Below are 20826 nucleotides of genomic sequence, written 5' to 3' on the forward strand. Positions count from 1 at the left end.
ACGCCCGGCGCCCGACGGCTTACTTGACCGCGCCGCCCTCGAACCACGCGGCGAGCTTCATGCGCTCGTCGTCGGTCATGTGCGTGACGTTGCCGATCGGCATCGCCTTCAGGCGCACGGCCTGTTCGTAGATCCGCTGCGCGTTCTTCGACACTTCGTCCGGCGTGTCGAACATCACGCCCGCGGGCGCGCTGCCCATCAGCGTCGGCTTGGCCGAGTGGCACTCGACGCAGCGCTGCTGCAGGATCGGCATGATGTCGTGGATCGCGATCTTCGGTGCGTTGGCCGCCTGCGCTTCCGGGGCGACCGGCTTCGGCATCGTCCACACGAGCGCGCCCGACAGCAGCGCGACGCCGCCGATCGGCAGGTACCACAGCTGCTTGCCGCGGTGACGCATCACGAAGAACTGACGAATCAGCGCGCCGGCCAGCATGATCAGCACGAGCACGACCCAGTTGAACTTGTTCGTGTACGTCATCGCATAGTGGTTCGACAGCATCGCGAACACGACCGGCAGCGTGAAGTACGTGTTGTGCACCGAGCGCTGCTTGCCGCGCTTGCCGTAGATCGGGTTCGGCTCCTCGCCCTTGAGCATCTTGTCGACCATCTTGCGCTGGCCGGGAATGATCACGAAGAACACGTTCGCCGACATGATCGTCGCGAGCATCGCGCCGACGATCAGGTAGGCGGCACGGCCCGAGAAGATGTGGCATGCGAGGTACGCGGCGATCACGACGTAGATGCCGACGCAGATGCCGAGCACGCGGTCGTTGGTGCCGAGGATGCGGCACAGCGAGTCGTAGACGATCCAGCCGGCCGCGAGGAAGCCGAGTGCGGACGCGACGGCGACGACCGGGCCCATGTCGAGCACGTTCTTGTCGATCAGGTACGTGTTCGGTGCGAGCAGGTACAGCACGAAGAACAGCGTGAAGCCCGACAGCCAGGTCGTGTACGACGGCCACTTCGACCAGTGCAGGTCATCCGGCATTTCCGGCGGGGCGACCGTGTACTTCTGCATGTTGTAGAAACCGCCGCCGTGGACGTGCCACAGCTCGCCGAACACGCCGCGCTTGCGCTGGTTCGCGTCGGTCGGCGGTTTCAGGCTGTTGTCGAGCGCGACGAAATAGAACGACTCGCCGATCCACGCAATGGCGACGATGACGTGCAGCCATCGCAGCGCGAGGTTCAGCCAGTCGGTGATGAAGCCTTCCATGAAACTCCTCCGGACTCAGATCGTTTGTCTTGATGCAGGCGCTGATTCGTCTGTCAGCTGCCGCGATAGGTGCTGTACGACCACGGCGACACGAGCAGCGGCACGTGGTAGTGCGCGCCGGTGTCGGCGATGCCGAAACGCAGGACGACGCGGTCGACGAAGCGGGGTTCGGGCACCTTCACGCCGAGCGACGCGAAGTAGTCGCCGGCATGGAACACGAGTTCGTATTCGCCGGCGGCGAGCGCGGCGCCTTCGAGCAGCGGTGCGTCGCAGCGGCCGTCGCTATTGGTCAGCACGGTCTTGATCGCGCGGCGCGATTCGCCGTCCAGCGCGTAGAGGTCCACCTTGATGGCCGCGCCGGGCCGGCCGTGCGCCGTATCGAGTACGTGGGTAGTGAGCTTTCCCATTCGTTGTGTCCTTGTGTGAATGCGAGGTTCGGCGGCGACTCGATCCCTGACTGTGCGGCGGATCGAGGCTCCACGTCACGTGGCTACATACCCGTCGGCGAGAGTGAAGCGAGCGCCGTGCAGGCATTGTAAAAAGGTTCCCTGCGCAAATACGGGCGCGATATCGAAGATAATGCGCCGCGCATGAGCGGCTGTCGACGGCCCGCCGGATACGGCTTTGCGCGCGGAGTTCGGGCATCCGTCGGGGTACCCGTGGGGGCGCCCGTCGCGGCGTCGGGCGGCGTACCATACCGAATCCCTGAGGGACGGTATTCCGGATCGCGCATTGTGCGCGGCGCGCGCTTGGGCGATCCTCCCGCCGTGCGCGTCGGCCCGTGGCCGCGCGTACCCCGAAGACGGCGAGCACGCCGGGTAACCGGGCCAGGGCGTTCGAACGGACGCGGGCACCGGGGCGTGCCGCGATCGAGCGTTCGAACGGCTGTGTGACCGCCTCCAGGGCCACCCTGGGGGCAGACCGACGCGGAGAACGCATGAATCTCGAGCAGCACGCCGGCGCACGCGCGCCGAATCCGACCTCATCCCGCCCGACGACCCTGCTGGTCAAGCACGCCGACGTGCTCGTGACCATGGACGACACGCGCCGCGAGCTGCGCGACGCGGGGCTCTACATCGAAGACAACCGGATCGTCGCGGTCGGCCCGAGCGCCGAGCTGCCCGACACGGCCGACGAAGTGCTCGACCTGCGCGGCCACCTCGTGATCCCGGGGCTCGTGAACACGCACCACCACATGTACCAGAGCCTCACGCGCGCGGTGCCGGCCGCGCAGAACGCCGAACTGTTCGGCTGGCTCACGAACCTGTACCGGATCTGGGCGCACCTGACGCCCGAGATGATCGAGGTATCGACGCTCACCGCGATGGCCGAGCTGCTGCAGTCGGGCTGCACGACGTCGAGCGATCATCTGTACATCTACCCGAACGGCAGCCGGCTCGACGACAGCATCGATGCCGCGCAGCGGATCGGCATGCGGTTTCACGCGAGCCGCGGCGCGATGAGCGTCGGCCAGCGCGACGGCGGGCTGCCGCCCGATTCGGTCGTCGAGCGCGAACCCGACATCCTGCGCGACGCCCAGCGCCTGATCGAGACCTATCACGACGAAGGCCGCTACGCGATGCTGCGCGTGGTGGTCGCGCCGTGCTCGCCGTTCTCGGTGAGCCGCGAGCTGATGCGCGACGCGGCCGTGCTCGCGCGCGAATACGGCGTGTCGCTGCACACGCACCTCGCGGAGAACGTCAACGACATCGCGTACAGCCGCGAGAAGTTCGGGATGACGCCCGCCGAATACGCGGAAGATCTCGGCTGGATCGGCCACGACGTGTGGCACGCGCACTGCGTGCAGCTCGACGATGCGGGCATCGGCCTGTTCGCGCGTACCGGCACGGGCGTCGCGCACTGCCCGTGCTCGAACATGCGGTTGGCATCCGGCATCGCGCCGGTGAAGAAGATGCGGCTCGCGGGCGTGCCGGTCGGCCTCGGCGTGGACGGCTCTGCGTCGAACGACGGCGCGCAGATGGTCGCCGAGGTACGTCAGGCGCTGCTGCTGCAGCGGGTCGGCTTCGGGCCCGACGCGATGACCGCGCGCGAAGCGCTCGAGATCGCGACGCTCGGCGGCGCGAAGGTGCTGAACCGCGACGATATCGGCGCGCTCAAGCCCGGCATGGCCGCGGATTTCGCCGCGTTCGACCTGCGTCAGCCGCTGTTCGCGGGCGCGCTGCACGATCCGGTCGCGGCGCTCGTGTTCTGCGCGCCGTCGCAGACGGCGTATACGGTGGTGAACGGGAAGGTGGTGGTGCGGGAAGGGCGGCTCGCGACGCTCGATCTGCCGCCCGTGATCGAGCGTCACAACGCGCTGGCGCACGCCCTCGTCGAGGCATCGCGCTGAAGCAGGGCCGGCCGGCGCTGCGCCGCGCCGTGACGGCGCACGCGGCGCAGGCCGTCATGCCGTTACGCCTCGATCAGCGTGCGGGTGGCTTCGGCGACGAGGCTGCGCAGCCAGCGCACTTCGTCGGAGTAATGGCAGCGCTCGTGCCACAGCTGGTAGTACTGCATCGGCGGGAAGTCGAGCGGCGCCGGCACGACCGACAGCGGCAGGAACTTCGCGTAGTGATCGGCGAACAGGCGCGTCGTCGTGAAGATCAGGTCCGACTTCACGAGCACGTACGGCGCGAGGTTGAAGTACGGCAGCGTGACGACCACGTGACGCTTGAGGCGTTCGCGCGCGAGGTGCACGTCGATCGCGCCGCGCTGGCCGACCGAGTACGGCGTCGGCGCGAGGTGCGGCGCGTTCAGGTACTGGTCGAGCGTCAGCCCGCCGCGCTTCGCGAACGGGTGCGTGTTGCTCATCAGGCAGACGATTTCGTCGACGAACAGGTTCGACAGGTGCAGTTGCTCGGGCGGCTCGGGCCAGTTGCCGACAACGATGCCGAGCTTGCCGTCTTCCAGCGCGAGCTCGTAGTCGAACGCGGGGCCGAGCGAGTGGAATTCGAGCGTCGCGTTCGGCGCCGCCTGGCGAAAGCGCTCGACGACGGTCGGCACGAACAGCACGTTCAGGTAGTCGGGGCAGCCGATCCGGTAGCAGCGGATCGACGTGGCCGGGTCGAAATTGTGCTGCTGGAACTTGATGCGCTCGATTTCACGCAGCGCGTTCTGCACGGGCTCGAGCAGGCGCAGCCCGTATTCGGTCGGCACCATGCCGGATTTGCCGCGCACCAGCAGCGGATCGCCGGTGATGTCGCGCAGGCGCCGCAGCGCGGCGCTGATCGCCGGTTGCGACTGGTTCAGTTTGACGGCCGCGCGCGTGACGCTGCGCTCCATCAACAAGGTGTGCAAGACGCGCAAGAGGTACGTGTCGATCGCCTCGCGTTGCTGACTCATGTTATCTCCGGTTTATATGGCAGGGCTGATCGAGGGGGTGATGGGGTATATCGTTTTTAATATGAACGAAAATCAGCGTCAAGAGATGGTTACCCGCAAGCACCCGCCGGCCGGGCTGCGGCAAGGGGCCTGAACGGGGTGGGGCGCGCGGCGCCGCGCGGGTCCGTATTGCGCGGATCCGGTCGCGGCGCGGCGGGTGACGGCGGGCGCGTCAGTCGTCGAGGCGCATGCCGACCTTCAGCGTGACCTGCCAGTGCACGACCTGGTCGCCTTCGATGTGGCCGCGCGTGTCGGTCACCTGGAACCAGTGCAGATTGTGCAGCGTCTTGCCGGCTTTCGAGATCGCGTTGCGAATCGCGTCGTCGCTCGATTGGCGCGACGAACCGGTCAGCTCGATCATCTTGTACACGTGGTCGCTCATGATGCCTCCCTGGGATGTCGGTCTGTATCGCCGAGGCAAGCCGCGGTCCCGCAACGGTGCCGTGCATGCCCGGCTTCTTGAGTGATAGGTATGATGGGCGGCAAGTGCAACCCATATCGGAGACGGGGAACAACGTGGAAGTCGGATTTTGCGGACCGGGATTGATGGGCGCGCCGATGATTCGGCATTTGCTGGCGGCCGGGCATCGCGTCAGCGTGTGGAATCGCTCGCGCGACAAGGCCGAAGCGCTGGTGAAGGACGGCGCGCAGGTGGTCGGCACGCCGCGCGAGCTGGCCGAGCGCGTCGATACGGTATGCGTGTGCGTGCTCGACGGCCGCGCGGTCGGCGATGTCGTGTTCGGCGAGCACGGGCTGCTTTCCGGTGACGCGAGCGCACGACGCGTGCGGCGCATCGTCGATCATTCGAGCATTCCGCCCGCCACCACGCGGGAGTACGCGGCGCGCGCGGCCGCGCTCGGGGTCGGCTGGGTCGATGCGCCGGTGTCCGGCGGCGTGCCGGGCGCGCAGGCCGGCACGCTCGCGGTGATGGCCGGTGGCCGCGCGGCCGATCTCGACGCGGTGCGCCCGCTGATCGATACGTACGCGTCGCGTATCACGCACATGGGCGACGCGGGCGCGGGCCAGACGGCGAAGCTGTGCAACCAGGCGATCGTGACCGCGACGGTCACCGCGATCGCCGAGGCGGTCGGTCTCGCGCAGGCGAGCGGTATCGACGCCGCGCGCCTGGCCGAGGCGCTGGCCGGTGGCTGGGCCGACTCGGTGCTGCTGCAGACGTTCGTGCCGCGCATGACGTCGGGCGCTCACCCGCCGATCGGTGCGCTCGGTACGTTCCAGAAGGACGTCGATGCCATCGCCGACGCCGCGCGCGACACGGGCGCGGTGATGCCCGTGTCGGCCACCGTGCAGCAGGTGTTGAGGCTCGGCGCCGCACAGGGGCTGGCGAGCGCCGATTTCGCCGCGTTCATCGACATCGTGCGGCCGAACAACGGCCGTCAGCAGGCGTCGTGACGGGCAAGTTGGGTGTATGAATGCAGATGGGCCGCCCGGAGGCGGCCCATCGAATGACCGGGGCGGATCAGCCGAGCGAGCGGGGTGTCGTGTCGCCGGCGTTCTGGCGGCCGAGGCCGCCGCGCAGGCTCGCTTTCGTGCCTGCACCAAACTCGGGCAGGATGCGCGCGCGCGCACGGCTTGCGAAGACGAGGAAGCCGAAGCCGTTCGCTTCGTACCAGTACCCGCCGTTCTCGAGGCCGTCGAGCGGCTGCTCGAGCGCGTTGGCGATCGATTCGATGCAGCGCTTGCGCAACTCCGCGATGGCCGGATAGGGCGGCTGCGCGCCGCGCACGCTGCACAGGAGCACGTCGAGACCGGGAAGCACGTGCGCATAGAGGACGGGCTCGTCCTGCGCGCGGGCGCGGGCAATCTTGGTGTCGAGCTGGGCAAACGGTTTCGAGTGGCGCAAGACCGCGAGGAACGATTCCTGGCCATCCTGCGGCGCACGCCGACGTTTTTTCGGGAAGGACATAAACACTCGCCTCAAAAACAATTGCAAGAAATGCGGCACTTTCATGCGACCCACTCCCGGCTATGTACGCCGCATGTCGATCCTTTATAGCACACGAAAATGCTGCATTCGTGCAGTACGACGATCAATGTCTCCCGTCGACCTGCTCGCCATGATCGACACAGCCAGCGTCTTGGCGCCCGTACTGTCGTTTAGTCTCCATCATAGACCTGCTTTTCCCGCGCGTGCATTCGCTCGTCACAAAAAAGTGAGATGGGCCGCATGCGGCGGTGCATCGTATGCGCAATAAAAAGGCCCGCACGGGGCGGGCCTGGCTGGCGGAACGCGTGGCGATCAGCGCTGCTTGAGCGAATCGCGGATCTCGCGCAGCAGCACGGTGTCTTCCGGCGTCGCGGCCGGCGCGGCTTCTTCCGGCTTGCGCAGCTTGTTGATGAATTTCACCATCAGGAAAATGATGAACGCGAGGATAACGAAATTGATCGCTACCGTGATGAACGAGCCGTAGCCGAATGCGGCGACGCCCGCGGCCTGCAGGTCCTTGAACGAATCGGGATTACCCTTGAACGTCGGGGGGATGGCGCCGAGCAGAACGAACTTGTTCGAGAAATCCAGACCGCCGGTCAGCACGCCGATGACCGGCATGATGAGGTCCTTCACGATCGAGTCGACGATCTTCGAGAACGCGCCGCCGATGATCACGCCGACGGCGAGATCCATCACGTTGCCCTTGACGGCGAACTCCTTGAATTCCTTGATGATGCTCATGAGCGGCTTTCTCCTGGTTGGGGCGAGAGGAGGCGTGCCGCGACGCGCGGAATGGCTTAGCGTCGAATGAGGGTCGGTGGCACGCCGATGGCCGCATGATAACGAACGTGCCCCATTGCCGGTAGTCCATCTTGAAATGATTGACAAATCCGCGCGTCGGCGCGGCCGGTCATGCAGCAGGGCGTGGCGTGGGAAGCCGGGCGGCGACATGCACGTCGACGCCCGGTGTGCGGGGGCTCAGGTGTTGTCGTCGGTCCAGCCGTCGTCGTTGCTGCCGAGGTCCATCCCGCCGCCGCCGTTGCCGTCGCTCCAGCTGGAATCGTCGCCGCGGCCGAGATCGAAGCCCGGGTCGGCTTCCTGCCGGTGGCGCTCGCCGTCGACGATCACGTCGCGTTCGACCACGCGCTCGCGGCCGCCCGACATCGCTTCGCCGAGCAGCACGCCGGTCAGGAGCCCGCCCATCCCGCCGCCGAAACCGCCGCCTTGCTGGATCACGACGGGCGGCTGCTGTTGCGGATAGGGCTGTTGCGGCGGGTAGGGCTGTTGCTGATAGGGCTGGCCCTGGGCGCCCGTCACGCGGTCGGCTTCCTGCGCGTACACGGAACCGCTGCCGTTCGCCGGCGCCGCGGGCTGCGCGACCGGGTCGGGGCGGCCTTCGACGCGCGCCTTCACGCTGGCGTGACGCTGTTCGAGCTCGTCGACGCGATACGGCGGCACCGGATTCTTGCCGTTCGACAGCGTCTCGACGAGCGTGCGCGCGTCGTTCTCGATCGCTTCGAGTTCGCCGGTCAGCGCCGCGGCGCCGGGCGCCGTCGACAGTTTCGCGTCGAGTTTCAGCGGCCGGATGTCGTTCAGCACGTCGGTCGCGCGCTTGAGCTGCGTGCGGCGTTCGTCGTCGGCGCGGCTGTTGTCGGCCGTGCGCGCGCGCCGCAGCGTCCAGCGCAGCACCAGCGCGATCACGGCGACGATCAGCCCGAGGCCGATCCACATGCCGGTCGACGGGCCGTGTTTTTCGGCCGGCGCGACGGCGGGGGCGAGCCCCGGCTGCAGCGTGCCGGCCTGCGTGACCGGCGGCGTGTTGCCGCTCACGCGCGCGGCGTCGGCGCGAATGCGCGATTCCGTCTGCGCGAAGCGCGACGCATCGGTGAAGCGCAGTTGCGGGTCGAGCGATTTCGCGCGCTGCAGTTGCGCGAGCGCGTCGGACGCGCGGCCTTCGCGGTCCAGCACCTGCGCATAGAGGTAGCGCGCGTGCGCGTTGTTCGGATGGGCGTCGATGACTTGCGACAACTGCGTGTCGGCTTGCTGCCAGTTGCGCTGCGCGATCGATTGCTCGACCTGCTGCAGCGACGGGACCGCAAACGCGGCGGACGACAGCAACATCAGCGACAGGCCGAGTGCGGCGAGAGATTTCTTCATGGTCGAACCGGGCGCGCGCGCCCGTCTCCTGACGATCGGTTCGCGCCGCGCGCCCGGGCCGGGGCGCGGCGCGGTTGCCCGCGATGGGTTACTGCGCGGGCGTATCGAGCTGCTTCTTCAGCGCGGCGAGGCGATCTTCCACCGACGGGCCCTTGTTCAGCGCGGCGAGCTTGTCGTCGAGCGCCTTGCCGCTCGACGTGTCGGCCGAATTCAGGCGCGCGTCCGAGCGGGCGTTCTGCAGCGCGACCTTGTCCTCGAGCTTCTGGAAATCCTCGGACAGGTTCTTGCCGCCGATACCGCCCAGCGCGCTGGCGGCCACATCCTTCGCCTGCGCGATTTCCTGCTTCGCCTGCAGGATGTTCGAGCGTGCGTTCAGATCGTTGCGGCGCTGGCGCATGTCGGCGATCTGCCCCTTCAGCTTCTCGACCGACGGCTCGAGCGTCGTCAGTTCGGCCGCGAGCGCATCGCGCTCGGCTTCCGCGTTCGCCTGCGCGGCGAGCGCCTCGCGGGCGAGCGCTTCGTCGCCGCCCTGCAGCGCGCGCTTCGCACCGTCCTCGTACTTCCTGACCTTGTCGTCGGCCGCATCGCGCTTGCTGCGCTGGGTCGCGACCTGTGCCTCGATCTCGATCAGCGAATTCTCGGCACGGCCGATGCTGTCGTCGAGCTCCCGCACGATCTGCCGTGCGTCGCGCGACGGATCCTGTACCGAATCGGCCGCATCGTTCAGCAGGCCTTTGATCGTGCGCGAAATAGAGTCGAAAAGCGACATGAAATCCTCCGTGGTTGAAAGGCGCCGCGTAACCGCGGCAATGCCCGCCGCGAGCCGGTTGCGGCCCGCGTGAGCCGGCGGATATTACACCACCGGTTCACTTAAATACGGCTTAAACGCGCGAGTTCAAGCGGCTCGCGCATCGGGAGATCGAACCTTTCGCCGCTGAAAGAAATTCGCCCGCGCGCGCCGTATCGCATGACCATCATAGGCCGAGGATGCCGACAATACGTTCCGTCGATTACGGCATTGCGCGAATTTTTACAAAAAATCGCGAAGGCACCCGGTCGATTTCATTAAAATGCGCTGTCACGTCGCGGGAACGGATCGCCGCGCGACGGGGTCTGTCGACGTGACAGCCGCATCTCGATGCACCCGCTCTGATTCATCCGCTTGCATTTCCGCATGCGTCCGAGGGCGCCACGTACGCCCGCCATTCCGACATGCCAATTATCAAACGACCGCCTTCTTCTTCCGACAGGAACGAACCCCACTACACGCTGCGCCGTTCGCCGTCCGGAGCCTATTACCCCGATGACGACGATCGCGACGACGGCCGCCGCACGCACGAGCGCAGTGGCGGCGGCGGGCGCCGCACGTTCGGCTCGCGCGTCGCGCTGTGGTTCGTCGGCCTGTTCGCGACCCTGGCGGTCGTCGGCGCGCTGATCGTCGGCTACGCGCTGGTCGTGATGGCGCCGCAACTGCCGTCGCTCGATGCGCTGACCAACTACCAGCCGAAGGTGCCGCTGCGCGTGTTCACCGCCGACCACGTGCTGATCGGCGAGTTCGGCGAGGAGCGCCGCAGCCTCGTGCGCTTCCAGGACATTCCCGACGTGATGAAGAAGGCCGTGCTCGCGATCGAGGACTACCGCTTCTACGAGCACGGCGGCGTCGATTTCGTCGGCATCCTGCGCGCGGGCGTAGCCGACCTGATGCACGGCGGCGCGCGCCAGGGCGCGAGCACGATCACGATGCAGGTCGCGCGCAACTTCTTCCTGTCGAGCGAGAAGACCTACACGCGCAAGATCTACGAGATGCTGCTCGCGTACAAGATCGAGAAGGCCCTGACGAAGGACCAGATCCTCGAGCTGTACATGAACCAGATCTATCTCGGCCAGCGCTCGTACGGCTTCGCAGCCGCGGCGCGCGTGTACTTCGGCAAGGACCTGAAGGACATCACGCTCGCCGAAGCGGCGATGCTCGCGGGGCTGCCGAAGGCGCCGTCCGCGTATAACCCCGTCGTCAATCCGAAGCGCGCGAAGGTGCGCCAGGAATACATCCTGAAGCGCATGCTCGACATCGGCTACATCACGCAGCCGCAGTACGACGAAGCGATCAAGGAAGAGATTCACGTGCGCACGCCGGGCAACCAGTACGCGGTGCACGGCGAGTACGTCGCCGAGATGGTGCGGCAGATGATGTACGAGCAGTACAAGGACGAAACCTACACGCGCGGGCTGACCGTCACGACGACGATCAACTCGGCCGACCAGGAAGCCGCCTACCAGGCCGTGCGTCGCGGCATTCTCGACTACGAGCGCCGTCACGGCTATCGCGGCCCCGAAGCGTCGATCAACCTGCCCGCGGCCGGCGACGAGCGCGACGAGGCGATCGACGACGCGCTCGCCGATCACCCGGACAACGGCGACCTGCAATCGGCCGTCGTGCTGTCGGCGTCGCCGAACGCGGTCGAGGTGCAGTTCGTCGGCGGCGCGACCACGACGATCGGCCCGGCCGGCCTGCGCTTCGTGTCGGCCGCGCTCGGGCCCCGCGCGAACAACGCGCTGCGCATCAAGCCGGGCTCGGTCGTGCGCGTGCTGAAGGACGGCAAGACGGGCTGGCAGGTCGTGCAGCTGCCGCAGGTCGAAGGCGCGCTCGTCGCGATCGCGCCGCAGGACGGCGCGATCCGCTCGCTCGTCGGCGGCTTCGACTTCAACAAGAGCAAGTTCAACCACGTGACGCAGGCGTGGCGCCAGCCGGGCTCGTCGTTCAAGCCGTTCATCTATTCGGCGTCGCTCGACAAGGGGATGGGGCCGGCGACGATCATCAACGACGCGCCGCTGTATTTCCCGCCGAGCGTGCCGGGCGGCACCGCGTGGGAGCCGAAGGACGACGACCAGCCGGACGGCCCGATGTCGATGCGCACCGGCCTGCAGCGTTCGAAGAACCTCGTGTCGATCCGGATCCTCGCATCGATCGGCACGCAGTATGCACAGCAATACGTGACGCAGCGCTTCGGCTTCGATCCGGCGAAGACGCCGCCTTACCTGCCGATGGCGCTCGGCGCGGGCCTCGTGACGCCGCTGCAGCTCGCGACCGGCTACGCGGTGTTCGCGAACGGCGGCTACAAGGTCGACCCGTACCTGATCGCCGAAGTCGACGACGCGCGCGGCCAGCCGCTGCAGAAGTCGCAGCCGGTGGTCGCGGGCGGCACGGCGCCGCGCACGATCGAAGGCCGCAACGCGTACGTGATGAACAGCCTGCTGCATTCGGTCGCGACGGCCGGCACGGGCGCGGGCACCAACGCGCTGGGCCGCAACGACCTGCAGGGCAAGACGGGTACCACCAACGATGCGAAGGACGGCTGGTTCGCCGGCTACCAGCAGTCGCTCGTCGCGGTCGCGTGGATGGGCTTCGACCAGCCGAAGAGCCTCGGCAGCCGCGAATTCGGCGCGCAGCTCGCGTTGCCGATCTGGGTGAACTACATGCGCACCGCGCTGAACGGCGTGCCCGAGCAGCAGATGCCGATGCCGGACGGCCTGACCACGATCGACGGCGAGCTGTACTACGCCGATCGCACGCCGGGCAACGGCTTCGTCGCGAACGTCGACATCAACCCGGCCGAGAACGCGATCAGCGCGAACGACGCGCTCGGTTCGGCCGGCGCGGCCGGGCTCGCGCCGCCGCCCGTCACGCCGCAGGAGAAGCAGCAGATCATGGACATGTTCGAGAACAAGTAAGCGGTACGCTGTTCTTCAGCCATGCGACGGGCGCCTTCGGGCGCCCGTTTTTTGTGCGCCCAGCATGGGCGCACTCCTGCGGGTGTAAGTCCCGCCGTAAGTTGGTCACAACGAACGAAGTGAAGCGCAACTGCATGAGGGTGACCGAGTGTGGGAAGGAAGCGTGGAGCGTAAATCGCGAGCCGATGGACAAGAACCGTATAGAAGGCATTGCTGAGCAGGGCGAGCGGGCAAAAGACCGCGAAGCTCTTGTGACCAAGGCGAGGCAATGTAAATACGGCGGTTGTGCGGTGAAGGAGTGCGTTCTTACCTGGGGAGACCTTGCTTTACGTCTGAAAGGGCGACGGTGACGAGCCGGAGCAAGGGGTCAGCAGAGGCCATAGTAGCCGCCAGCTAGGGGCGAAGGGCCGAACGAGTAGGAGAGTGATCGGTCATGTCGTTCGAACGGGCAGGGCATCAGAAGTTCGGGAAACCGGAGCGAATCGCGGAGTGGCGAGGTGAAGCTTCGTCGGATGCGGGGCGCGATGAAGCACGTGCGGCACGGCGAGAATCCGAAAGCTCAGGACGGGAGGACCTGCTAGTGCAGGCCCTCTCGACCACGAACATGGTGTTGGCATGGAAACGTGTCAAAGCCAATCGTGGCAGTGCAGGGGTTGATGGACGGACGATCTCCGAAACGGCGAAATACCTGAAGACGCACTGGCCGCAGATTCGGAAGGAAATACGAGACGGAAGCTACCGGCCTCAGGCCGTGCGGCGCGTTGAGATTCCGAAACCCGACGGTGGAGTGCGAGAACTGGGGATTCCGACGGTGACGGATCGGCTGATTCAGCAAGCCCTTCTGCAAGTCCTGCAACCGTTGATTGATCCAAGCTTCTCCGAACACAGCTACGGCTTCCGGCCGGGCCGGCGAGCGCGTGACGCGGTGCTGATGGCACAAAGTCATGTGCGGGACGGCTACGACGTAGTCGTCGACGTGGATCTGGAAAAGTTCTTCGATCGAGTCAATCACGACGTTCTGATGGAACGGCTATCAAGGCGAATCGACGATAAAGCCGTTCTTCGGTTGATCCGTCGATACCTCACGGCTGGGGTCATGGACGGCGGAATCACCAAAGAGAGAGTTGAGGGAACGCCGCAAGGTGGTCCGCTATCGCCCCTCTTGGCGAACGTGTTGCTGGACGAGGTGGATCGAGAATTGGAGCGGCGCGGGCACCGGTTCGTGCGCTACGCCGACGACTGCAATGTTTACGTACGCAGTCGGCGCGCGGGTGAACGTGTACTTGACGGGCTACGCTGCCTCTACTCTTCTCTACGCTTGAAGGTCAACGAGTCCAAAACGGCGGTTGCACCTGCGACGGGTCGAAAGTTCTTGGGATACGAGTTGTGGCGTCACCCAAGTGGCCAAGTCAAATGTGCGGTTTCGTTTAAGGCGCAGGACGCCTTCAAGCAGCGTATCCGGGAGATTACGCGTCGGTCGGGCGGCAGCAGTATGTCGACCGTGGTGGAACGACTACGGCAATACGTGCCCGGGTGGAAGGCGTACTTCCAACTGGCACAAACACCGAAGGTGTTCCGCCGACTGGACGAGTGGATCAGACACCGGCTGCGTGCACTGCAGCTCAAGCACTGGCGTCGGGGCACGACGGTCTATCGAGAACTACTAGCGCTGGGCGCGTCGGAATCGGCTGCGCGGAAGGCCGCTGGTCATAGCCGCCGGTGGTGGCACACCAGCGGGCGGGCGCTGCACCTCGTGCTCTCCACTGGTTACTTCGACCGCCTCGGCGTACCCCGACTCTCATAGCCTCAACTACTCGAACCGCCCGGTGCGGACCCGCACGCCGGGTGGTGTGGGAGGGGAACGGTCAGGCTTCTGACCGCCCCTATCCCGATTGCGCGCGACCGGCGGCGGAAGACGGCGGATCAGAACGACGCGCAGGTCGGCACGACGGTCATGCCGACCGATTGCTGGTGGAATCGCTGCACGTACGCTTGCCGGATCGCGGCGAGGCGTGTGCGCGTGTCGGGCGTATCGTCGGCAATGATACGGATCACGAAACTGTCTTCGCGCGTGATCGCGCCGGTCGAGCGGTCGCGCCACTGGCCGTGCGTGTCCCAGTAGGTAAGGCCGTCGGGAAAGCGTGGCGTGACCGTATCGGCGAGGAATGCCGCGCGTTCGGCATCGGTGACGGGGCCGCGCCCGGCGATGTCGCGCCCGAACAGCAGGTCGGCCTGCAGCATCCGGCTCTCGCCCGGCTGCGTGCAGGTCGCAGGTTCCGCGGTGGAGGGGGGCGATGGCGGCGCCGCGCAACCGGCGAGCAGCGCGAGCGCCATCGCGCAGGCGGCCAGCCGCCGTATCTGCCCATTTCGTGACGATCGACCTTCGCGCGCGCAAAACGCTGCGCGCTCAACCACTTGCGCGCTTGTCCGGCGGGTTATCAACAGGGCTGTCAACATAATCTGGGGATAACCCTAGGTTGGACTGCGTACGCGCGATACGCGATCAGTGCTGCAGTTGCGCGTGCGCGAGATGCATGCCGAGCGTGGCCGGGTCGGTATTCGTGCCCGACAGCAGCACGCCGACGCGCTTGCCCTGCAGCGTTTCGCGCAGCGGGCCGAGCAGCGCGGCGAGCGCGGCCGCGCAGGCCGGCTCGACCGACAGTTTCAGGTGCGAGAACAGGAACAGCATCGCGGCGCGCAACGCGTCGTCGGAGACGGTGACGATCCGGTCGAGGTGGCGCCGGCACAACTGGTAGCTGTATTCCTCGGTATGCGGCGCCATCAGCGAATCGGCGATCGTCTGCATCGCGCTCATCGTGATCGTGTGATTGGCCGCGAAGCTGCGGCTCATCGCGTCGGCGCCTTCCGGCTCGACGCCGTACACGTGCACGCGCGGATTCGCGAGCCGCAGCGCGGTCGCCATGCCGGCCGCGAGGCCGCCGCCGCCGATCGGCACGATCACCGCGTCGAGGTCGGGCGTCTGCGTCGCCCATTCGTAGCCGAGCGTCGCGGTGCCGAGGATCGTGTGATAACCGTTGAACGGATGAATGAAGAAGCGGCCTTCCTCGGCCTCGATGCGCCGCACGAGGTCGAACGCCTGCGACGCGCTGCCGGCCAGCACGACTTCCGCGCGATACTGCTTGCACTGCGCGATGCGTGTCGGGCTCGCGGTATGGAACATCACGACCTTCGCGCTGCTGCCGAGCCGCATCGCCGCATACGCGACGGCCGCCGCATGATTGCCGGCGGACACGCAGGTGACGCCGGCGTTCTTGCGGGCTTCGTCGAGCGCGAGCAGGTGCGTGAACGCGCCGCGCGCCTTGAAGCTGCCGCTCGCCTGCAGCAGTTCGAACTTGAAGTTGACGTGCGTGCCTTCCAGGGAAGGCAGGTCGGCGCGCTCGAACACGGGCGTGCGCGCGACCCACGGCGACAACGCAAAATGCTGCGCGGCGATTTCGTCGAGCGTCGGAATCGGCTCGCCGTCGATCGTCGTATGGGCCGTGCCCTGTTGTTCAGTCGACATGACGTGGCGGGTGGCGGAGTGGGCCGACCCGCACACGCGGGCCGGCGTGGCGGGAGGCAGTCAGTGCGCGTCGACCGACATGCTGCGGATGAACTTGCGCAGGAACTGCTCGCAGCCGGCGAGCTGCGCGAGCTCGACATATTCGTTCGGCTTGTGTGCCTGCTCGATGTTGCCGGGCCCGCACACGACGCTCGGGATGCCCGCGCGGGCGAACAGCCCGGCTTCGGTGCCGTACGCGACCTTGCGCTTGTCCTGGTCGGCCGTCAGCGCGCGCACGAGCTGCGTGATCGCCGCCTGCTCGGTCGCGTCGAGGCCGGGCGCCGCGGCGATCTTCGAGAACTCGATCGCGGCGTTCGGATGCTCGCGCAGCATCTGCGGCAGCAGCGTTTCCTGCGCGTAAGCCTCGATGCGCGTGAAGATCTGCTCGGGGTCGAGCGTCGGCAGGTTGCGGAATTCGAAGTCGAAGCGGCACTCGGCCGGCACCGTATTGATCGCGTTGCCGCCTTGGATCGTGCTCGTCTGCGCGGTCGTGAACGGCACGTCGTACAGTTCGTCGAACGGGCCTTCGGCACGGAAGCGCTCGGCGATGTCGCGAATGTGGCAGATGAGGCGCGCCGCATACTCGATCGCGTTGAGCCCCTTCGGCGTCAGCGACGAATGCGCGGCGTGGCCGCGCACGCAGCAGCGGTATGCGTTGATGCCCTTGTGCGCGATGATCGGCCGCATGCTGGTCGGCTCGCCGACGATGCAGCCGGACGGCTGCACGCCGCGCTTCACGAGATCGGCGATCATCAGCGGCGCGCCCGCGCAGCCGATTTCCTCGTCGTAGGACAGCGCGAAATGGACGGGCTTCGCGAGCTTCGTCGCCTGCATCTCGGGCAGCAGCGCGAGCGCCGCGCCGATGAAGCCCTTCATGTCGCAGGTGCCGCGGCCGTACAGGCGGCCGTCGCGGATTTCCGGCGCGAACGGATCGCTGTCCCACTGCTGGCCGTCGACCGGCACGACGTCGGTGTGGCCCGACAGCACGATGCCGCCGTTCGTCGAACCGTCGTGCGCGGGCACGGTGGCGAACAGGTTCGCCCAGCCGTCGCGCGGATCGTGCGTGATCGTCGACGCGATGCCCTTCGCGGCGAGCGCGTCGCGCACCGTTTCGATCAGGCCGAGGTTCGGCACGCGGCTCGTCGTGTCCATCGACACGAGTTGCTTGACCCAGGGCAGGCTGACGAGCGATGCATCGCCTTCGGTTGCGGCGGACGGCGCCGTCGCGTCGAGAGTGGACATGGCAAAACTCCGTCGGGTGAATGGGAAATCATACTCAAAAACGCGCCCGGCCGCCTTCGTCGGGCGCGATGCGGTGCAGCAACGTCGCGCCCGTCGGGATTGCGTCACCGGGCCGCGACGGCCGCTCCCTGTTTCGGGCCGAGCGCGCGCAGCGTTTCCTTGATCGTCGACACGCGGATCGCGAGGTCGGGCGAGCGCGTCTCGATGCGCAGCTTGTCCTGGCCCGCGAGCTTGATGTGGCGATGCTTCTGCACCATCTCGATGATCCGCATCGGGTCGATCGGCGGATTCGGCTCGAACTGCAGCCCGATCGCGGCCTCGCTCGCATCGATCTTCACGATGCCGAGCGGCTTCGCGGCGATCCGCAGCCGGTGCGTCTCGACGAGCGCGTGCGCCTGCGGCGGCAGCTTGCCGAAGCGGTCGATCAGTTCCTCCTGGATGCCGTCGATCGCGTCGCCGTGTTCGCAGTTCGCGAGCCGCTTGTACAGCGACAGCCGCTCCTGCACGTCCGCGCAGTAGTCGGCCGGCAGGATCGCGGGCGCATGCAGGTTGATTTCGGTCGTCGCGGCGAGCGGGGCGGTGAGGTCGGGCTCCTTGCCGTTCTTCAGCGCCTTCACCGCGTCGTTCAGCATGTCCGTATAGAGCTGGAAGCCGATCTCGTGGATTTCGCCCGACTGCTTGTCGCCGAGCACTTCGCCGGTGCCGCGGATCTCGAGGTCGTGCATCGCGAGATAGAAGCCCGAGCCCAGTTCCTCCATCTGCTGGATCGCTTCCAGCCGGCGCTGCGCCTGCTTGGTCAGCGACTGCGGATCGTGGACCAGCAGGTACGCATACGCCTGGTGGTGCGAACGGCCGACGCGGCCGCGCAACTGATGAAGCTGCGCGAGGCCGAACTTGTCCGCGCGGTGCATGATGATCGTGTTCGCGCTCGGCACGTCGATGCCGGTCTCGATGATGGTCGTGCACAGCAGCACGTTCGCGCGCTGCGCGACGAAATCGCGCATCACGCGTTCGAGTTCGCGCTCGTGCATCTGGCCGTGCGCGATCACGATGCGCGCCTCGGGCACGAGCGCCTCGAGCATCGCCTTGCGGTTCTCGATCGTCTCGACCTCGTTGTGCAGGAAGTACACCTGGCCGCCGCGCTTGAGTTCGCGCAGCATCGCCTCGCGGATCACGCTTTCCTCTTCGCGGCGCACGAAGGTCTTGATCGCGAGCCGCTTCTGCGGCGCGGTCGCGATCACCGAGAAATCGCGCAACCCTTCGAGCGCCATCCCGAGCGTGCGCGGGATCGGCGTCGCGGTGAGCGTCAGCACGTCGACTTCCGCGCGCAGCGCCTTCAGCGCTTCCTTCTGGCGCACGCCGAAGCGGTGTTCCTCGTCGATGATCACGAGGCCGAGCCGCTTGAACTGCACGTCCGACGACAGCAGCTTGTGCGTGCCGATCACGATGTCGACGCTGCCTTCGTTGATCTGCGCGATCGCCGCGTTCACTTCCTTCGCGGTCTTGAAGCGCGACAGCTCGACGATGCGCACCGGCCAGTCCGCGAAGCGGTCGGCGAAGGTCTGCGTGTGCTGCTCGGCGAGCAGCGTGGTCGGCGACAGCAGCGCGACCTGCTTGCCGCCCATCACCGCGATGAACGCGGCGCGCAGCGCGACCTCGGTCTTGCCGAAGCCGACGTCGCCGCACACGAGGCGGTCCATCGGCTTGCCGCTCGTCATGTCGCCGATCACGGCCGCGATCGCCGCGGCCTGGTCGGGCGTTTCCTCGAAGCCGAAGCTTTCCGCGAATTTCACGTAGTCGCGCGGGTCCAGCGCGAACGCGTGGCCCTCGCGGGCCGCGCGGCGCGCGTACAGGTTCAGCAGCTCGGCGGCCGTGTCGCGAATCTGCTGGGCGGCCTTGCGCTTCGCGCGCTCCCACTGGCCGGAGCCGAGCGCGTGCAGCGGCGCGCTGTCGGGATCGGCGCCGCTGTAGCGCGAGATCACGTGCAGTTGCGCGACGGGCACGTAGAGCTTGCTGTCGCCCGAGTATTCGAGATGCAGGAATTCGGTCTCGCCTTCGCCGAGATCCATCGACACGAGGCCCATGTAGCGGCCGATGCCGTGCTGCGCGTGGACGACCGGGTCGCCGACCTTCAGCTCCGACAGGTCGCGCACCATCGCGTCGACGTTGCTCGCCTGCTCCTGCCGGCGGCGGCCCGCGCGGCGGCCGAGCGCGCCGTACAGCTCGGTTTCGGTGACGACCGCGTAGCCTTCGCCCGGCACCGCGAAACCGTTCGCGAGCGGTGCGACGCCGAGCGCGAAGCGCGCGTCGCTCGCGAGCCAGCTCGCGAAATCGTCGTTCGACGCGGGGCGCAGGTGATGTTCGGCGAGCAGTTGCAGGATCGTCTCGCGGCGGCCGGCCGATTCGACGGTCAGCAGCACGCGCTTGCCCGACGATTCGACGAACGTGCGCAGCGACGCGAGCGGATCGTCCGCGTGGCGGTCGACGGTGAGCTCGGGCAGGGCGGTCGCCCACCCGCCGGCCGGCTGCGCGGGCAGCACGACGCGCGCGAACGGCTTCGCGAACGCGAAGAAATCCTCGTCGGACAGGAACAGCCGCTGCGGCTCGAGGATCGGCCGCTCGCGATCGTGCGCGAGGAACGCGTGACGCTGCTTCGTGTCGGCGGTGAAGCGGCGGATCGACGCGTCGAGGTCGCCGGTGAACACGAGGTGCGCGTCCTGCGGCAGATAGTGGAACAGCGTGGCCGTCTCGTCGAAGAACAGCGGCAGATAGTACTCGATGCCTGCCGACGGCACGCCGTTGCCGATGTCCTTGTAGATCGGCGCGCGGCTCGGGTCGCCTTCGAAGGTTTCGCGCCAGCGGCTGCGGAAGGCCGTGCGCGCGGCTTCGTCGAACGGGAACTCGCGGCCGGGCAGCAGGCGCACGTCGCGCACCGGGTAGAGGCTGCGCTGCGTGTCGGGATCGAACGCGCGGATCGAATCGACCTGGTCGTCGAACAGGTCGATCCGGTACGGCAGCGGCGAGCCCATCGGGTACAGGTCGATCAGCGAGCCGCGCACGCAGTATTCGCCGGGCCGCACGACCTGGCTCACGTGCTCGTAGCCGGCCAGCGTGAGCTGCGATTTCAGCTTCGCCTCGTCGAGCCGTTCGCCTTGCGCGAACGCGAACGTGTACGCGGCCATGAACGACGCGGGCGGCATCCGGTACAGCGCGGTGGTGGCGGGCACGAGCAGGATGTCGCAGCGGCCCTCGCCGAGGTCGTGCAGCGTCGCCAGCCGCTCGGACACGAGGTCCTGGTGCGGCGAGAACGTGTCGTACGGCAGCGTTTCCCAGTCGGGCAGCAGGCGCACGCGCGCGTCGGGCGAGAAGTAGCGGATTTCCTGCGACAGCCGCTGCGCGTCGACCGCGTTCGCGCAGATCACGGCGAGGAGCGGCACGTCCTGGCGGTTGTCGGCGAGATAACGGGCGATGGCGAGCGCGTCGGCGGAGCCGTGCGCGCCGTCGAAGACGAAGCGCTGGCCGGGCTTGACGCGGGCAACGGGTGAGGCGGACGGGGTGGAAGCGTTATCTGGCATAGGGACGACAGGGGTGGCG

17 protein-coding genes are annotated in these 20826 nt (G+C 67.2%); 5 read left to right on the plus strand and 12 right to left on the minus strand.

Annotated elements, in window-relative coordinates; genetic code table 11:
• Positions 1-19: 19 nt before the first annotated feature.
• Complete coding sequence (locus HWX62_RS12910) at positions 20-1213, minus strand: urate hydroxylase PuuD (RefSeq protein ID WP_175928906.1); 1194 nt, start codon at positions 1211-1213, stop codon at positions 20-22.
• 53 nt (positions 1214-1266) lie between these two features.
• On the minus strand, positions 1267-1620 hold the full coding sequence (uraH, locus tag HWX62_RS12915; protein WP_175928908.1) for a hydroxyisourate hydrolase: 354 nt from the start codon (positions 1618-1620) through the stop codon (positions 1267-1269).
• A 530-nt stretch (positions 1621-2150) separates the two neighbouring features.
• Here uraH and HWX62_RS12920 point away from each other — a divergent pair.
• The gene (locus tag HWX62_RS12920; protein WP_175928910.1) at positions 2151-3563 is read left to right on the plus strand and encodes an 8-oxoguanine deaminase; all 1413 of its coding nucleotides are present in this window, start codon (positions 2151-2153) and stop codon (positions 3561-3563) included.
• A 62-nt stretch (positions 3564-3625) separates the two neighbouring features.
• Here HWX62_RS12920 and HWX62_RS12925 read toward each other — a convergent pair whose 3' ends face one another.
• The gene (locus HWX62_RS12925) at positions 3626-4555 is read right to left on the minus strand and encodes a LysR substrate-binding domain-containing protein (RefSeq protein ID WP_175985151.1); all 930 of its coding nucleotides are present in this window, start codon (positions 4553-4555) and stop codon (positions 3626-3628) included.
• 211 nt (positions 4556-4766) lie between these two features.
• Positions 4767-4976, minus strand: coding sequence for a dodecin (locus HWX62_RS12930; protein WP_175928912.1), 210 nt, complete (start codon positions 4974-4976; stop codon positions 4767-4769).
• A 134-nt stretch (positions 4977-5110) separates the two neighbouring features.
• Between HWX62_RS12930 and HWX62_RS12935 the strand changes: the two genes are divergently transcribed.
• Positions 5111-6004, plus strand: a complete 894-nt coding sequence (locus HWX62_RS12935; protein ID WP_175928914.1) for an NAD(P)-dependent oxidoreductase — start codon at positions 5111-5113, stop codon at positions 6002-6004.
• Between the two features lie 67 nt (positions 6005-6071).
• Here the strand turns inward: HWX62_RS12935 and HWX62_RS12940 are convergent, their stop codons facing one another.
• The 4 genes from HWX62_RS12940 to HWX62_RS12955 form a co-directional block, all read right to left on the minus strand.
• Positions 6072-6518, minus strand: a complete 447-nt coding sequence (locus HWX62_RS12940) for a hypothetical protein (protein ID WP_006488003.1) — start codon at positions 6516-6518, stop codon at positions 6072-6074.
• A 333-nt stretch (positions 6519-6851) separates the two neighbouring features.
• A complete protein-coding gene (mscL, locus tag HWX62_RS12945) occupies positions 6852-7283 on the minus strand; it encodes a large conductance mechanosensitive channel protein MscL (protein WP_175928916.1) in 432 nt (143 codons plus the stop codon).
• 237 nt (positions 7284-7520) lie between these two features.
• Positions 7521-8699, minus strand: a complete 1179-nt coding sequence (locus HWX62_RS12950; RefSeq protein ID WP_175928919.1) for a tetratricopeptide repeat protein — start codon at positions 8697-8699, stop codon at positions 7521-7523.
• Positions 8700-8787: 88 nt separating this feature from the next.
• Positions 8788-9468: a PspA/IM30 family protein gene (locus tag HWX62_RS12955; RefSeq protein ID WP_059780912.1), complete on the minus strand. Its 681-nt coding sequence runs from the start codon at positions 9466-9468 to the stop codon at positions 8788-8790.
• Between the two features lie 443 nt (positions 9469-9911).
• On the opposite strand from HWX62_RS12955, the gene HWX62_RS12960 reads away from it, so the two are divergent.
• The 3 genes from HWX62_RS12960 (at position 9912) to ltrA (ending at position 14232) form a co-directional block, all read left to right on the plus strand.
• Positions 9912-12428, plus strand: a complete 2517-nt coding sequence (locus HWX62_RS12960; protein ID WP_175928921.1) for a penicillin-binding protein 1A — start codon at positions 9912-9914, stop codon at positions 12426-12428.
• Between the two features lie 185 nt (positions 12429-12613).
• Complete coding sequence (locus HWX62_RS33080; protein ID WP_240686127.1) at positions 12614-12778, plus strand: hypothetical protein; 165 nt, start codon at positions 12614-12616, stop codon at positions 12776-12778.
• 83 nt (positions 12779-12861) lie between these two features.
• Positions 12862-14232, plus strand: a complete 1371-nt coding sequence (gene ltrA / locus HWX62_RS12970) for a group II intron reverse transcriptase/maturase (protein WP_175928925.1) — start codon at positions 12862-12864, stop codon at positions 14230-14232.
• A 119-nt stretch (positions 14233-14351) separates the two neighbouring features.
• On the opposite strand, the gene HWX62_RS12975 is transcribed toward ltrA, so the two are convergent.
• The 4 genes from HWX62_RS12975 to mfd form a co-directional block, all read right to left on the minus strand.
• Positions 14352-14786 (minus strand): DUF3574 domain-containing protein, encoded by a 435-nt coding sequence (locus HWX62_RS12975; protein ID WP_175929283.1) that lies wholly within the window; start codon positions 14784-14786, stop codon positions 14352-14354.
• Between the two features lie 145 nt (positions 14787-14931).
• Positions 14932-15951: a threonine/serine dehydratase gene (locus HWX62_RS12980; protein WP_175928927.1), complete on the minus strand. Its 1020-nt coding sequence runs from the start codon at positions 15949-15951 to the stop codon at positions 14932-14934.
• Between the two features lie 60 nt (positions 15952-16011).
• Positions 16012-17232 carry an acetylornithine deacetylase gene (argE, locus tag HWX62_RS12985; protein ID WP_175928929.1) on the minus strand — a complete coding sequence of 407 codons (1221 nt, stop codon included), beginning with the start codon at positions 17230-17232 and terminating at the stop codon, positions 16012-16014.
• A 104-nt stretch (positions 17233-17336) separates the two neighbouring features.
• A complete protein-coding gene (gene mfd / locus HWX62_RS12990; protein WP_175928931.1) occupies positions 17337-20807 on the minus strand; it encodes a transcription-repair coupling factor in 3471 nt (1156 codons plus the stop codon).
• Positions 20808-20826 lie beyond the last annotated feature (19 nt).

This window comes from Burkholderia sp. BCC0506 (genome assembly GCF_902833145.1).
GTDB lineage: Bacteria > Pseudomonadota > Gammaproteobacteria > Burkholderiales > Burkholderiaceae > Burkholderia.